The sequence below is a fragment of the Sphingomonas sp. Marseille-Q8236 genome, from assembly GCF_965112005.1.
In genome coordinates this window covers 402,435-416,552 of record NZ_CBCOPO010000001.1, presented here as the reverse complement: position 1 = coordinate 416,552, position 14,118 = coordinate 402,435, and the positions used below count along the sequence as shown (strand labels likewise).

At 66.3% G+C, this 14,118-nt stretch carries 18 protein-coding genes; 5 read left to right on the top strand and 13 right to left on the bottom strand.

The annotated features are described in order from the left end of the window. Position 1: 1 nt before the first annotated feature. Positions 2-403, bottom strand: coding sequence for an EVE domain-containing protein (locus ACWPWT_RS01970; protein WP_454278341.1), 402 nt, complete (start codon positions 401-403; stop codon positions 2-4). Between the two features lie 141 nt (positions 404-544). On the opposite strand from ACWPWT_RS01970, the gene ACWPWT_RS01965 reads away from it, so the two are divergent. Both ACWPWT_RS01965 and ACWPWT_RS01960 read left to right on the top strand, forming a co-directional pair. After that, on the top strand, positions 545-919 hold the full coding sequence (locus tag ACWPWT_RS01965; protein ID WP_454278340.1) for a hypothetical protein: 375 nt from the start codon (positions 545-547) through the stop codon (positions 917-919). A gap of 77 nt (positions 920-996) precedes the next feature. Continuing rightward, positions 997-1,278 carry a DUF3297 family protein gene (locus ACWPWT_RS01960; protein ID WP_261269987.1) on the top strand — a complete coding sequence of 94 codons (282 nt, stop codon included), beginning with the start codon at positions 997-999 and terminating at the stop codon, positions 1,276-1,278. Positions 1,279-1,587: 309 nt separating this feature from the next. Here ACWPWT_RS01960 and ACWPWT_RS01955 read toward each other — a convergent pair whose 3' ends face one another. The 4 genes from ACWPWT_RS01955 to lipB all read right to left on the bottom strand — a co-directional run bounded on the left by ACWPWT_RS01955 (position 1,588) and on the right by lipB (position 5,584). Continuing rightward, the gene (locus ACWPWT_RS01955) at positions 1,588-3,450 is read right to left on the bottom strand and encodes an ABC-F family ATP-binding cassette domain-containing protein (protein ID WP_454278339.1); all 1,863 of its coding nucleotides are present in this window, start codon (positions 3,448-3,450) and stop codon (positions 1,588-1,590) included. A gap of 177 nt (positions 3,451-3,627) precedes the next feature. Beyond that, the gene (locus tag ACWPWT_RS01950; protein ID WP_454278338.1) at positions 3,628-4,335 is read right to left on the bottom strand and encodes a hypothetical protein; all 708 of its coding nucleotides are present in this window, start codon (positions 4,333-4,335) and stop codon (positions 3,628-3,630) included. Between the two features lie 248 nt (positions 4,336-4,583). Further along, a complete protein-coding gene (locus ACWPWT_RS01945) occupies positions 4,584-4,841 on the bottom strand; it encodes a hypothetical protein (RefSeq protein WP_454278337.1) in 258 nt (85 codons plus the stop codon). Positions 4,842-4,909: 68 nt separating this feature from the next. After that, positions 4,910-5,584: a lipoyl(octanoyl) transferase LipB gene (gene lipB, locus ACWPWT_RS01940; RefSeq protein ID WP_454279871.1), complete on the bottom strand. Its 675-nt coding sequence runs from the start codon at positions 5,582-5,584 to the stop codon at positions 4,910-4,912. A 177-nt stretch (positions 5,585-5,761) separates the two neighbouring features. Between lipB and ACWPWT_RS01935 the strand changes: the two genes are divergently transcribed. Next, on the top strand, positions 5,762-6,616 hold the full coding sequence (locus ACWPWT_RS01935; protein ID WP_454278336.1) for a hypothetical protein: 855 nt from the start codon (positions 5,762-5,764) through the stop codon (positions 6,614-6,616). After that, positions 6,613-7,365: a hypothetical protein gene (locus ACWPWT_RS01930; protein WP_454278335.1), complete on the top strand. Its 753-nt coding sequence runs from the start codon at positions 6,613-6,615 to the stop codon at positions 7,363-7,365. Before ACWPWT_RS01935 ends, ACWPWT_RS01930 begins: the two co-directional genes overlap by 4 nt. On the opposite strand, the gene ACWPWT_RS01925 is transcribed toward ACWPWT_RS01930, so the two are convergent. From ACWPWT_RS01925 to petA, 7 genes are all read right to left on the bottom strand, one after another. Beyond that, complete coding sequence (locus ACWPWT_RS01925; RefSeq protein ID WP_261269980.1) at positions 7,349-7,942, bottom strand: GNAT family N-acetyltransferase; 594 nt, start codon at positions 7,940-7,942, stop codon at positions 7,349-7,351. The two genes, ACWPWT_RS01930 and ACWPWT_RS01925, sit on opposite strands and share 17 nt — an antisense overlap. A 5-nt stretch (positions 7,943-7,947) precedes the next feature. Next, positions 7,948-8,787 carry an oxygen-dependent coproporphyrinogen oxidase gene (hemF, locus tag ACWPWT_RS01920; RefSeq protein ID WP_454279870.1) on the bottom strand — a complete coding sequence of 280 codons (840 nt, stop codon included), beginning with the start codon at positions 8,785-8,787 and terminating at the stop codon, positions 7,948-7,950. Positions 8,788-8,843: 56 nt separating this feature from the next. Next, a complete protein-coding gene (locus tag ACWPWT_RS01915) occupies positions 8,844-9,299 on the bottom strand; it encodes a tRNA (cytidine(34)-2'-O)-methyltransferase (protein WP_454278334.1) in 456 nt (151 codons plus the stop codon). After that, positions 9,299-9,835, bottom strand: a complete 537-nt coding sequence (locus ACWPWT_RS01910) for an adenine phosphoribosyltransferase (RefSeq protein ID WP_454278333.1) — start codon at positions 9,833-9,835, stop codon at positions 9,299-9,301. Before ACWPWT_RS01910 ends, ACWPWT_RS01915 begins: the two co-directional genes overlap by 1 nt. A 235-nt stretch (positions 9,836-10,070) precedes the next feature. Then, the gene (locus tag ACWPWT_RS01905) at positions 10,071-10,919 is read right to left on the bottom strand and encodes a cytochrome c1 (protein WP_454278332.1); all 849 of its coding nucleotides are present in this window, start codon (positions 10,917-10,919) and stop codon (positions 10,071-10,073) included. Positions 10,920-10,949: 30 nt separating this feature from the next. Next, entirely contained in the window at positions 10,950-12,233 is a 1,284-nt protein-coding gene (locus ACWPWT_RS01900; protein ID WP_454278331.1) for a cytochrome b, read from the bottom strand. Positions 12,234-12,251: 18 nt separating this feature from the next. Beyond that, on the bottom strand, positions 12,252-12,836 hold the full coding sequence (gene petA, locus ACWPWT_RS01895) for a ubiquinol-cytochrome c reductase iron-sulfur subunit (protein WP_261269974.1): 585 nt from the start codon (positions 12,834-12,836) through the stop codon (positions 12,252-12,254). A gap of 312 nt (positions 12,837-13,148) precedes the next feature. On the opposite strand from petA, the gene ACWPWT_RS01890 reads away from it, so the two are divergent. Continuing rightward, a complete protein-coding gene (locus ACWPWT_RS01890) occupies positions 13,149-13,661 on the top strand; it encodes a hypothetical protein (protein ID WP_454278330.1) in 513 nt (170 codons plus the stop codon). 3 nt (positions 13,662-13,664) lie between these two features. Here ACWPWT_RS01890 and ACWPWT_RS01885 read toward each other — a convergent pair whose 3' ends face one another. After that, on the bottom strand, positions 13,665-14,114 hold the full coding sequence (locus ACWPWT_RS01885; protein ID WP_454278329.1) for a MaoC family dehydratase: 450 nt from the start codon (positions 14,112-14,114) through the stop codon (positions 13,665-13,667). Between the last annotated feature and the right edge of the window lie 4 nt (positions 14,115-14,118).

The following is a 14,118-nucleotide window of genomic DNA, read 5'->3' as shown; positions in this document are numbered from 1 at the left end:
ATTACAGCCCCGCCATCGCCATCAGGAGCGTCCATTCCGCCTCGCCCACCGGTGAGACCGACAGACGCGACTGGCGGAGCATCGGCAGATCGGAAAGCCCCGCCTCCGCCTTCATGGCCGCCAGCGTGACGGCTTTGGGAAGCGCGCGGTCGGGCGCGACCTGCACCGAGACCCAGCGTCCATCCTCGCCATCGGCCCTGGCCGTGCGGGTGATCGTCGCAATGCCGACCGCCGCCTTGTCCTTGCCGCTGTGATAGAAGATCGCTTGGTCCCCTACGGCCATGCCGCGCAGATGCTTGGCGGCGGCGGCGTTGCGTACCCCGTCCCATTCGGTCGTCCCGTCGCGGACAAGATCGTCCCAACCGTAACTTTCCGCCTCCGACTTCAACAGCCAATGGGCCATGTCGCTGCCTTCTCCTGAACCCTGACTAAACGCCACATTCCACAGCCATTCAGCCCGATAGCATTAGGGAAGGCAACACGGACGCAATGCGGCGCGTTTTGCCATCAGGCGGACCGGGCGTTTGAGTATCGGAGGTTCGAGATGAACGGAATGTTGAAGAAGGTGGGGATGGGCGTCGCGCTGGCCGCGACCGCGCTGACCGCTGCGGCGCCAGCCGAGGCGCAGCGCTGGGGCGGCGGCTATTATCACCGCGATCGCGGCGGCGATGCGGTGGCGGGCGCGCTTCTGGGCGGTATCGTCGGCCTGGGTGTGGGCGCGGCGATCGCGAGCAGCAACCGCCCGCGCTATGTCGATCGCGGCTATTATTATGATCGCGGTTACGATCCCTATTACGCACCGCCGCCCCCGCCGCCGCCGGTGGCGTACCAGTATCGCAGCTATGCGCCGCGCTGCTGGAACGACTGGCGCTGGGATCCCTATTGGGGCCGCAGCGTACCGGTTCAGGTCTGTAACTAAAGCCTGTGGCGGCGTCGGATCACTCCGGCGCCGCTTTTTCTTGGCAGCACCCACGAGTCGGCGTTAAGGCGCCGGGCATGACCAATACCGTTCCCGATCGCCTGTCCACCAACCCGGACAGCCCCTATTTCGACCAGGACCTGCTCCAGCGTGGCGTGGGCATCCGCTTCAAGGGCAATGAGCGCCGCGACGTCGAGGAATATTGCATTTCCGAAGGCTGGATCCGCGTCGCGCTGGGCAAGAAGGTCGACCGCCATGGCCGCCCGCTGACCCTGAAGCTGACCGGCGAGGTCGAGGCGTGGATCGAGAATCCGGCGCAGGACGACGCCGCCGAGGATTCGGAAGAAACCGAAGCGTAATTACTGGGCGTACCCCGGCGAAGGCCGGGGTCCAGTTGCTGGGCGCTATCGAGGGTGGGGTGTCGTTGCCTCCCACTCGCCGGATAGCACGCCATCGACTTGCCCGAAACTGGGCCCCGGCCTTCGCCGGGGAACAGAAGGAAATTTGGGGAGGGCATTCCCCAAACCCCCGTTCAGGCTGAGCGAAGTCGAAGCCCACGGAGATCCCTTAGCGCACTTCGACTTCGGCGCGACGCGCCGAAGTTTATCCTGAGCGGTTGGCTTGCCAGCCCGCCGAAGGGCTCAGTGCGAACGGAGGAGGCGAGCGGCTTACGCCGCCTCCATCGCCTCGCCGGCTTCCATCCAGCGCGCTTCCGCATCGGCCAGCTTGTCGACCACCTCGGCGCGGCGCTTGTTGAGTTCGCCCATCGACAGCCTGGCATGGCGCGGTTCGGCCGCCGCCGGGTCGTTCATCGCCTTGTCCAGCGCCTCGCGTTCGCGGGTCAGCTTGGCCATCTCGTCCTCGATGCCACGCAGCGTCTTCTTCATCGCGTTGAAGCGTTCGCGCTGCTCGGCCGAGGCCTTCTTGCTCGCCGCACGATCCGCCTTGGAGGCGGCATCGCCCTGGCCCGCATCGCCCTTCAGGACGAAGGCGATATAATCGTCCAGCGACCCGTCGAACTCCTTCGCCGTGCCGTTGTCGACCAGCACCAGCCGGTCGGCGGTCATTTCCAGCATGTGGCGATCGTGGCTGACCAGCACGACCGTACCCTTGTACATGTTGAGCGCCTGGACCAGCGCCTCGCGCGCATCGACGTCGAGGTGGTTGGTCGGCTCGTCAAGGATCAGCATATGCGGCGCGTCGCGGGTGATCAACGCCAGCGCCAGGCGCGCGCGCTCGCCGCCCGACAGCTTGCCGACCTTGGTCGTCGCCTTGTCGCCCGAAAAGCCGAACCGGCCCAGCTGCGCACGCACCGCCGCCGGGGTCGCGCCGCGCATGATTCGGGTCATATGCTCCAGCGGCGTATCGTCGGTGTCGAGTTCTTCGACCTGATACTGGGTGAAGTATCCGACCCGCATCTTGCCCGACGAATTCATGTCGCCTTCCATCGGCGTCAACTGCGCGGCGAGCAGGCGGGCGAGCGTCGTCTTGCCGTTGCCGTTGCGGCCCAACAGCGCGATCCGGTCGTCCGGGTCGATGCGCAGATTCAGCCGCTTCAGGATCGGCGTCTCCGCATAGCCCACGCTCGCCAGGTCCAGCGTGATCAGCGGCGGGCGCAGCTGGTCGGGATCGGGGAAGTCGAAGGACAGCGACGGGTCGTTCGCCATCTCGGCGATCGGCTGCATCTTCGACAGCATCTTGGCGCGGCTCTGTGCCTGTTTGGCGGTCGAGGCGCGGGCCGAATTGCGCGCGATATAGTCCTGCAATTTGGCGCGCTGCGCGTCCTGATTCGCCTTGGCGGCGGCGAGCTGCGCCATCCGCTCGGCACGCTGGCGCTCGAACGAATCATAGCCGCCGGGGTACAGCGTTACCTTGCCGCCCTGGAGATGCAGGATATGGTCGACGACATTGTTCAGGAAGTCGCGCTCGTGGCTGACCAGCAGGATCGTCGCGCGGTAGGATTTGAGGAAATCCTCCAGCCACATCACCGCTTCGAGGTCGAGGTGGTTCGACGGTTCGTCGAGCAGCAGCACGTCGGGGGCCGAGAACAGCAGGGCCGCGAGCGCCACGCGCATCTTCCAACCGCCCGAATAGCTGGACAGCGGCCGTGCCTGCATCGCCTCATCGAAACCCAGGCCCTGCAGAATGCTGGAGGCACGGGCGGGCGCGGTATAGGCGTCGATCGCGATCAACCGCTCATAGATGTCGCCCAACTTTTCCGGATCGCTCTCGGTCTCGCTGCGCTCCATCAATTCGGCGCGCTCGATGTCGGCGGCCAGCACCGTCTCGAACGGGGTAGCGGTGCCGTCGGGCGCTTCCTGCGCGATATAGCCGAGCTTGGCGCCCTTGGGCATTTCGCAGGCGCCGTCATCGGCCTCCAACTGGCCCGCGATCACGCGGACGAGCGTGGACTTGCCCGCACCGTTGCGACCGATCAGGCCGACCCGGCTGCCGGGAGGAAGCGCGGCGGATGCGCCGTCGAGGATCGTGCGGCCGCCCAGGCGCACGGTGATGCCATTCAGATTGAGCATGGGCCGCGCCTAGCAAATTCCGGCGCGAAAGGGGAGGGGGCGCTTATCCGGTCCGCCAAGAGGCGGCGGCAGGTCGTCAGGACCGCCGCCAGCGACCCTCCGCAAGGGGCGTCACCGATGGGAGCGCCCCTGCGCCGCCGTTCCTCCTCCCCAGGCCACGCCCGGGGAGGACCCGGATCAGCGTGCGGCCAGGCTGGTGCCGCCGGCGGGGGGCCAGTTCTGCGCGCCGCACTTCTTGACGACCCACTGCGCCTTCTTGTTCCAACACGACGCATCGAGGCGCGGCATCGTCACGGCGACATGTTCGCGGCCGATATAGCGGGGGAAGCGCTGCTCGCCATAAGGGGTCAGGCTGTTCCGCAGTTCGCGCATCCGCTCGACCGCCAGTTCGCCCAGATGCCCGCGCGGGGTGAAGACCGCCGCATGCGCGATCGATCCCGCCGTCTGGCAGAAGTTCAACTGCGCGGCGACCGCCGCGAAGCTGGAATAGGTGCGCGTGCCATATTGGTCGAGCGCCATCTGCCCTTCGCGCGGGGTCTTGCTCGTCCGCTTGAAATAGGCGCCCAGCGTGTCGAACGCGCCCTTCAGCTCGACATCGTGATCCTTTAGGATCGCGTTATAATTGGCGACGGTCGAGAGCATCGGCTCGAACTGGCATTGCAGCGCCGCGACGTTGAGCGCCGCGCGCATGTTCCACAACAGGCCCGCGCGCAATTCCGCCGGGTTCGCGCCCGGAAGCGGCTGCCCGATGCCGGGCTCGTCACCCCGGACCGGCTTGCCTTCGAAATTATAGGACTGCAGGAAAAATTGCGCCGATGCGGGTGCCGCGGCACCCATCCCCCAAAACGCCACGCCGGCAACCAGCGCGGTACGCACCACCTTCATTGTGTTCCGATCCTTCCCCCGTAGGGCCTTCGAGCGTCCCGAAACATAACGCTTTACCGGTTTTTTCCCAAACGGAAATCGAGGGCCCAGCCCAGGGTTGCGATGAGCGGTGTCGTTACGGAAAGGTAGCGAAAATGGCGGACAGCCTGGGACTGGGAAAGGGCGGCGGGAGCCGGAATCGCCAACGAAAAGGGGCCGCCCGGTCGCCCGGACGGCCCCTTGCATGTCAGGGATGACCCCGACGATGATTACATCGCGTTGGTCGCGTTGGTCATCATCGTGTCGTTGGCCATCATCATGTCGTTGCCCATGGTGTCATTGGCCATCATGCCGCCGTCGACGGCGGTCATGTTGTCGGTGGCGGTGTCCATGCCCTCGGAGGCGTTCATTTCGGTGGTCATGTTGGCGTCGGTGGTGTTCTCGGTGTTCGAGCCGCAAGCCGAAACCGCGAGCGCCGCGCCGGCGATGATCGAGCCCGTCAGGACCTTGGAGATGATTGCACGCATTGGAAGCTCCCTTGATATTAAGGATTTGGAACGGCTTGCTGGCCCTATTACCCAAATCGGGGTGGACATTAATCGGATACCGCCCGGTCCTCAAGTGTCGTTTTATCGGACCCGCCCAGGGTCCTGAGGAACGCCGGAAAGGTGAACGCAAGCGCCTCGTCAAAGGTTTCCAACGACTTGACGCCGTTTAACGCAAAAAGACTGGTGACGGGAAACTCGGGCAGGCCGCACGGTACGATTCCGCCGAAATGCGACAAATCGGGTGCGATATTAATCGCGAAGCCGTGAAGCGTGACCCAGCGACGCACCCGAACGCCGATCGCGCCGATCTTCGCCTCCGTGCCGCCATCGCGTGTCCAGATGCCGACGCGTCCGTCCACGCTGAAGGCATTCACCCCCAGTCGGGCGAGCGCGGCGATCAGCCAGTCCTCCAGCCCATGGACGAATTGCCGCACGTCCCGCCCACGCCGGTTCAGGTCCAGCACCAGATAGCCAGTGCGCTGTCCGGGCCCGTGATAGGTGTATTTGCCGCCGCGCCCGGTTTGGAACACGGGAAAGCGCGGATCGACCAGATCGACCGGATCGGCGCTGGTTCCTGCCGTATAGACCGGGGGATGTTCGAGCAGCCAGACCAGTTCGCGCGCCTGCCCCTGCGCCACGGCGGCCGCACGCGCCTCCATCTCGGCCAGCGACTGGTCATAGGGCGTCAGGCCGGGGCTGATCCGCCATTCGATGTCGGGCATATCGGGGATGGGTGCGGGGCTTTGGGTCACGATCGCGGCTATCTGCGCCCGCCATCGCCATGATGCAAGCGGGGGCGATCAGCCCGTTGGCCGTCGCCATGGCGTTGCGCCCTGCGATGGGCTAGGCAGCGATCGATCGCCCGGACGGGCGAAGGCGTCCGGACCAAGGGAGGAACGATGACCGTCAGGATCGGATCGGTGTGGGACAGCACCCAGCAGGTATTGGCGGGCCGTGCCGGCATGTTGATACCCTTCGCCGCGATCGGCTTCGTGTTGCCCGGTATATTGCAGATTCTGATCCTGCCGAACGGCAGCGTTTCGCCGGCGGGCAATGTCTCCGGCCTGGGGCTGGTGCTGACCATCGTGTCGTTGGCGCTGGGAGTATGGGCGCAATTGGGGATCATGGCGCTGGCGACGCATCCTTCCACCACGACGGCGGAGGCGTCGCGCGCCGGATTCCAGCGTTTCCTGCCCGTGCTGGGACTGGCGCTGGCGATCGGGTTCGTGTTGGCGCTGGTGGCGCTGGTCCTTATCGTGGGGCTCGTCGCGTTTGGCTTCGACTTCACCGCGATGATGGCGGTCAACGGCGACCCGTCCCGGATGCCGCCCATGCCGGGCGGGGCGGCGCTCTTCCTGCTGGTCTATGCCCTCGTCATCGTGCCGCTGGCGCTCTGGCTGGCCGCGCGGCTGATGCTCACCTATGCGGTGGCCCTGAACGAGCGGGTCGGTCTGGGCGCGTTTCGCCGCTCGATTGCGCTGACGCGGGGCATGACCTGGCGGCTGATCGTCGTGTCGCTGCTGTTCCTGATCGTCATGTCGGTGTCGGGCCTGGCGGTGCAGGGCGTGGCGAGCGCCCTATTCGGTCTGGTCCTGGGCGGCGACAAGCTGTGGCTGGCGCGGGCGCTGACCGCACTATTGGGTTCGGTGGTCAGCGCGGTATTCATGACGCTGGCCTATGTCTTCGTCGCGCGTCTCTATGTCGCGACGGCGGGCGAGCAGGCGCTTCGAAAGGACGGTTCGCCGCAATCGTGATGGGATTGGATGTCATTGCGACCCTGCGGGACGCCTGGGGCCTGTTCCGCCGGGATCGTTCGTTGCTGCTCCGGCTGGCGGGGCCTTTCCTGTTCTGGCCCGCCTTCGCGCTGGGGCTGCTGGTCCCGACGCCGCCCTTGCCGGAGGAAGGCGTGGGCGAAGCGACGGCGCGTGCCTCGGTCTGGATCGACTCGGTCGGGCAATGGGCAAGCCATTATGGCGGCTGGTATTTCGCCAGCTATGTCGTCGGCCTGATCGGGACGGCCGCCTTGCTGGCCCTGTCGCTCAGCGGGGGGCGGGCGACGGTGGGCGAAGCGCTGCGTGGCGCCGTGGCGATCGCGCCGCGCTATCTGCTCGCGATGATCCTGGTCGCCCTGCCGGTCGGCGCGGGGATGCTGCTCTATATCCTTCCCGGCCTGTATGTTGCGGGGCGGCTGCTGCTCGTCGGGCCGGTGTTGCTGGCGGAGCGGCGGATGGCGGCGATGGCGGCGCTCGCCCGTTCGATCAAGCTGACGCGCGGCGTCGGGCTGCCGATGGCGGCGCTGTCCTCCTGCACCTATCTGGGCGGGATGATCGCGACACAGCCCTTTCTGACGCTGATCGATCTTTCCAAGGGCGATGGTCCGGGCAATCCGGTGGCGATCGCGCTGCTTCAGGCGGGGGCGGCGGCGGTCGCCATGGCGGCGGGCCTGGCGCAGGCGCTGATTGCGGTGGCCGCCTATCGCCGGCTGGTCAATCGACAGCTCTAAGCCGGGGGATTTGCGGCGCCGCGTCCTGGGGCAGCAGGCCTAGGTCGCGGGGATCCGAAAACGTCTCGATCGCCCGGCCAATGGCGGTGAAGCCCTGCCGCCGGTAGAAACCGAGCGCGGCGGGATGGTCGAGCGTACAGGTATGCACCCATACCCGCTCGACCGCCGCGGTCCAGGCGCGCATCAGGGCCTGCGCCATCAGCCAGCGGCCATGGCCTCGCCCGGCCAGTTCGGGGATCAGCCCGAAATAGGCGATCTCGCATTCGCCCGTCTGGCGGTGGTCGAGTTCGAGCAGGCCCACCTCGATCCCTGCCCGGTCGACCACGGCAAAGACCGAGACGGCGGGGTCATGGATGATCGCGGTCAGCGTCTCGTCGCTCATCACCAGCCGCGAAAACCACAGCCAAGGGGCACCGACGCGCGCGAACAGCGTCCGATATTTGGCGGGATCGGGCTGGACCCAGGCGACCAGGCTCAAGGGCGCCTCGGGCAGGGGGCGCGGCCGCGGCCGCTCGCGCATTTCGAGTGTGGTGACGATGGTCGCGACTTCGCCCGGATCGACGGGGATCAGCGCCATGGCTTTTACTCCCAGGTCGCGAGTGGGGGCAGGCTCATCAGGATGGCGTCGATATTGCCGCCCGTCTTGAGCCCGAAGAGCGTGCCCCGGTCATAGACCAGGTTGAATTCGGCATAACGCCCCCGCCAGGCCAGCATCGCCGCGCGGTCCGCCTCGGTAAAGGGCAGGCCCATGCGCCGCCGGACGATGCGCGGGAAGATATCGAGAAACGCCTCGCCGACATCGCGGGTGAAGGCGAAGTCACCCTCGAAATCGCGTTCCAGATGATCGTAGAAGATGCCGCCGACGCCGCGATGGACCTGGCGGTGGGGGATGTAGAAATACTCGTCCGCCCATGCCTTAAAGCGGGGATAATGGCCCGGATCATGGGCGTCGCATGCCGCCTTCAGGCGCGTGTGGAAATCCTCGGTATCCTCCGCGATCGGCAGGGGAGGGTTGAGGTCGGCGCCGCCGCCGAACCAGCGCTTGGTCGTTGTCAGGAAGCGGGTGTTCATATGCACGGCGGGCACATGCGGGTTCGCCATATGCGCGACCAGGCTGATCCCCGTGGCGACGAAACGCGGATCGTCGCCCGCGCCGTGGATCGTCTTGGCGAAAGGCCCCTCGAACGTGCCGCCCACGGTCGAGACATTGACCCCGACCTTTTCGAAGACACGGCCCTTCATCACGCCGCGCACCCCGCCGCCGCCGGCTTCCCCGCTGGGGTCGACGCGGTCCCAGGCGGTATAGGCGAAGGCGGCGTCCGATCCGGCCTCTCGCTCAATGGCTTCGAACTCGGCGCAAATCCGGTCGCGCAGGGACTCGAACCACTGGCGGGCGGCATCCTGCTCGGCGTCGAGGGCAATATCGGGGGTGCGGCTGGTCACCACGCGGTGGTTCGGGCCAGGGGCGGGGCGGGGGGTCACCCCGCGATATTGTCCCACCCCGTCTGGCGGCGCGCCTCCGCGAGCAAAATACCGCCGGTGATCGCAACGTTGAGCGAGCGGACGCCGTCGCGCATCGGCACGCGGACCCGGATATCGGCCGCGTCGTGCACCGCGCGCGGCACCCCGGCGCCTTCCGAGCCGAGAAGGATCACATCATCGGGCCGGAACGTCATCTCGGGAAGCGGCACGGCTCCCAGCGTCGTCGCCAGCACGATCCGCCCCGACGTCGCGCCGCGAAAACCGTCCCAATCGGCGTGGCGGACCACCTGCGCCATTGCCGCATAGTCCATCGCCGAGCGTGCCAGCGCCCGGTCCGAATAGGGAAAGCCCATTGGCTCGATCAGGTCCACGGCCACGCCGAAACAGGTGGCGGTGCGGATCAGCGTGCCGACATTCCCCGCAATGTCAGGCTCATAAAGCGCGAGCCGCATCAGTGACCCGGAAAGGCGATCAGCGAATCGACCATGATCCCCTCGGCGCGCAACGCCTCCGCACCGCCCAGATCGGGGAGGTCAAGCAGGAACTGAGCCTGGCTGACCACGCCGCCCGCCTTGCGCAGCAGCCGGAGCGCGGCGCGGGCGGTGCCGCCCGTGGCGATCAGGTCGTCGACCAGTAAGATGCGGGCGCCGGGGACCAGGGCGTCCTCGTGCATCACGATCCGGTCCTGGCCATATTCCAGCGCATAATCCTCCGCGATGGTGGCGCCGGGCAGCTTGCCGTCCTTGCGGATCAGCAGCACGCCCGCGTTCAACGGCACGGCCAGCGCGGCGGCGAACAGGAACCCACGCGCCTCGACCCCTGCGATCAGGTCGACGGGACCGCGCGTTGCCGCGACCATCCGCTCGATAGTCTGTGCGAAACCTGTCGGGTCGAGCAGCAGGGGGGTGATGTCGCGGAACTGGATGCCGGGCTTGGGGAAGTCCGGGATGGTGCGGATCAGGGCTTTCAGATCGTCATGGGCGTTCATGCGGGGCCTCATGGGCTTGCGGCGGGCAGGGGTAAAGGGGGCAGTCCAACCCTCCGTTCAGCCTGTGCCCGGTCGAAGGCTAAAGGAGTTCCTGTCCCAAGGGGGCGGTGGAGCGTGAGGGGCGTGGCCTTCGACTGCGCTCGGGCCGAACGAAGGCAGGGAACGCTCCTCACGATAAAAAGGGCGGCTTCCCCTCGGAAAACCGCCCCGGTCCCTCACCTTTTCAAATCCGGCCTCAATGTTTCACGTCGCGCCAGACATTCTGATACGCGCCCCAGGCCAGGAAGCAGAAGATCAGGATGAAGATCACCGCCCCGATCCCGGCCGCGTGACGCGATTCCAACCTGGGTTCGGCGGTCCAGGTCAGGAAGGCGGCGACGTCCTTCGCCATCTGGTCGCGGGTCGCCAGCGTGCCGTCAGTATATTGCACCTGCCCGTCCTGGGTCAGCGGCGGCGGCATCGCGATGTTGAGGTTTGCGAAATAGGGGTTGTAGTGCAGCCCCGTCGGCGTCTTGGCATCGGGGAATTTGCGCAGCAATTCGGCGGGCTGGTTGCGATAGGCATCGGGGCCGATCAGCGAATAGACGTAATTGGTGCCGTCATGCCGGGCCTTGGTCATCAGCGACAGGTCGGGCGGCAGCGCGTTGTTGTTCGCCGCACGCGCCGCGACCTCGTTGGCGAAGGGCGATGGGAAGCGGTCGGCTGGCACATTCTTGCGGGTCGTCGCCTCACCCGTCTCCGGGTTGATGCTGGGCTGTTCGATCACCCACTGGTTGGCGATCGCCTTCACCTCGGGTTCGCTATAGCCCAGATCCTTCAGGTCGCGGAACGCCACCAGCCGCAGCGAGTGGCAGGCCGCGCAAACCTCCTTATAGACCTGGAAACCGCGCTGGAGCTGGCGACGGTCGAACCGGCCCAGAATACCGTCCGAGGCCAGATGCGCGGGTTTCGGGTGAAGGTGGAACTCCTCCTCGGCGGTCGGCGCGGGCGGGTCGGAGACGAGCCCCGAGACGCTGCCCCACAGCGCGATCGCCAGGACCAGGGTGAAGGCCGCGCCGACCAGGAATGCGATGCCACGAACCATGTCGTCAGAATCCTCTCTTATCGGTTCGCGTCAGGCCAGGGCCGACTTGGTCGGTGCCGTGCCGCCATGTTTGGCCAGCACCGCCTCGGTGATCGAATGGGGCAGCGGGGCGGGCCGCTCCGTCCGCGCGATCCAGGGCAGGATCACCAGGAAGTGGAGGAAATAATAGGCCGCGGTGATCTGGCTGAGGATGATGAAGAAGGGCGTCGCGGGCGATCCCCCGCACCAGCCGAGCAGCAGCACGTCCGCCGCCAGCACCCAGAAGGCGACCCGCGCCTTGGGCCGGAAATTGCTCGACCGTACCGGCGAGCTGTCGAGCCAGGGGAGGAAGAACAGCAGCAGGATCGATCCGAACATCGCCAGCACGCCCCACAGCTTGGCGGGCAGGATGAAGTCGGCGGTGAAGGCGCGCAGGATCGCGTAGAAGGGCCAGAAATACCATTCGGGCACGATATGCGCGGGCGTCGAGAGCGGGTTGGCCGGGATGTAATTGTCCGGATGGCCCAGATAATTGGGGAAGAAGAACAACAGCCCCGCAAAGACCAGCAGGAAGACGCCCAGCCCCACCGCATCCTTGGCGGTGTAATAGGGGTGGAAGGGCACCGTATCCTGCTCGCCCTTCACATCGACGCCGGTCGGGTTGTTCGACCCCGGAATGTGCAGCGCCCAGATGTGCAGGATGATGACGCCCGCAATCACGAAGGGCAGCAGATAGTGGAGCGAGAAGAAGCGGTTGAGCGCGGCATTGTCCGGCGCGAAACCGCCGAGCAGCCAGATGCGGATGGTGTCGCCGACCAGCGGGATCGCCGAGAAGAAGCCCGTGATGACCTGCGCGCCCCAGAAGCTCATCTGCCCCCAGGGAAGCACATAGCCCATGAAGGCGGTCGCCATCATCAGGAGGAAGATGACCACGCCGAGCAGCCACACCATCTCGCGCGGGGCCTTGTACGATCCGTAATAGAGGCCGCGGAAGATATGGGTGTAGACGACGATGAAGAACATCGACGCGCCGTTGGCGTGGGCATAGCGCAGGAACCAGCCGGCGTTCACGTCGCGCATGATCCCCTCGACCGAGTCGAAGGCGACACCCGCATTGGCGGCATAATGCATCGCCAGCACCACGCCGGTGATGATCTGAATGGCGAGCGCGGCCCCCGCCAGCACGCCGAAATTCCAGAAATAGTTCAGATTGCGCGGCACCGGATACCCGGCCCCCACCGCATTATAGACGAGGCGCGGCAGCGGCAGCTTCTCGTCCAGCCAGCGCATGACCGGCTGCTTGGGTTGGTAATGCTTGGCCCAGGGAAAGCTCATGGTGTCGATCCTCTCCCTTTAGCCGACCGTGACGACGGTGTCGGAGTTGAAGTTATAGTCGGGCACGAACAGGTTCTTCGGCGCCGGACCCTTGCGGATGCGGGCGGCGGTGTCATAGGCCGATCCGTGGCAGGGGCAGAAATAGCCGCCATAGGGGCCTTTGTTCTCACCTTCGCCCGCGCCAAGCGGCACGCAGCCCAGATGGGTGCAGACGCCCAGCGTGATCAGCCAGTTCTTCTTGCCCGGCTTGGTCCGTTCCTCCAGCGTCTGGGGATCGCGCAGGTCGGACAGCGGCACGGCGTCCGCCTCGGCGATTTCCTTGGGCGTCAGGTTGCGGACGAACAGCGGCTGCTTGCGGAAACTGGTCTTGATCGCCTGGCCGGGTTCGATCTTGGACAGGTCGACCTCGGTCGTCGACTGCGCGAGCACGTCGGCCGAGGGGTTCATCTGGTTGATCAGCGGCAGGACGATCGCCAGTGCACCCACGCCCGCAAAGGACACGGCGGCGATGTTGATGAAGTCGCGGCGGCGGGGATCATGGACCTCTTCCTCGAATGGCTCCGGCGCCTCGCCGGGGGGTACGGTGTTCTCCGTCATCGCCATTCGTCCTGTCCCTCCACCTGGTTCGCGTCCGCAAACGATACGCCGTGACGGTCGTGCCGGATTGTCCCGGTCATGCGCCGCCCTCTCAACTGGTCCGTCCTTGATGAACGGTGTTTCAGGTTAGCCTTGCTTGACCTGTTTTGCCAATCCCCTTTGGACCCGTGTCCGGGAGCGCTCCGCCCGTTCAGGGGATATGCATGCGCTGCGGCGCAGGAACCATGGCGCGACGCGGCGGGTTGATCGTCGATCGACGCGGATGACGGACCCCTGCCGCACCCGCATGGCGACAGGCCAGGGATATGGAGAGCGAGGATGGGCCTCGGCAAGACGGGTTGGGCCGCGCTGATGGCGGCCGGTTTGCTGGCACTGGGCGGATGCACCGACGGCTATGGCTATAGCGGCGTCTCGGTCGGGTCCGGCTTCGGCGGCGGCTATGGTCCCGGCTATTATGGCGGTTATGGCGGCTATGGATATGCGCCGTCCTATTATGGCTGGTATAACGACTTTTATTATCCGGGCACCGGCGTCTACGTCTATGACCGCTATCGGCGGCCCTATCGCTGGAACGACGGACAGCGGTCTTACTGGGAGGGGCGGCGCAATGCATGGCGTGGCGGGCCGATCCGGGATCAGTGGCGTGGCTGGGGTCGTAGCGGCTGGCGTGGCGACAATTGGCGGGGCAATGGCTGGCGGGGCAACGGAGCGGTCGCGCCCGCGCCCGGCGTGCCGCGGGCCGAAGGATGGCGCGGCAATCGCGGGACGCCCGGCGGCTGGCGCGGCGGCCCGCGACCGGGTGGCCCGCGTGGTCCTCGCGGACCCCGCTGAGGCTCAGCCGGTCGGCCGCGCCCGGATCATGACGGTGGGGCGGAAGCGCGTGACCGCCACATCGTCCTGATTGTAGACCGTCAGATCGCTGACCACGAAGCCCATGTCCGGGCGGCTGGCCGAGCGGCGTGTTTCCAATACGCGGGTCTCGCAGCGTAGCGTATCGCCGGGATAGACGGGCTTCAGCCAGCGAAGCTCGTCGATGCCGGGCGAGCCCAGGCTCTGAAAGCCGATGTCTCGATAATAGGCGACGATCATCGCCATCGTCATCGACGCGGTGTGCCAGCCGCTGGCCGACAGCCGCCCGAAATGGGTGGCCGCCGCCGCTTCGTCGGACAGGTGAAAGGGCTGGGGATCATAGCGCGCGGCAAAGGCGATCACCTCGTCGCGATCGACATGGCGGGTGCCGAACCGTGCCACGTCGCCGACCACCATATCCTCCAGCCAGATCACGACC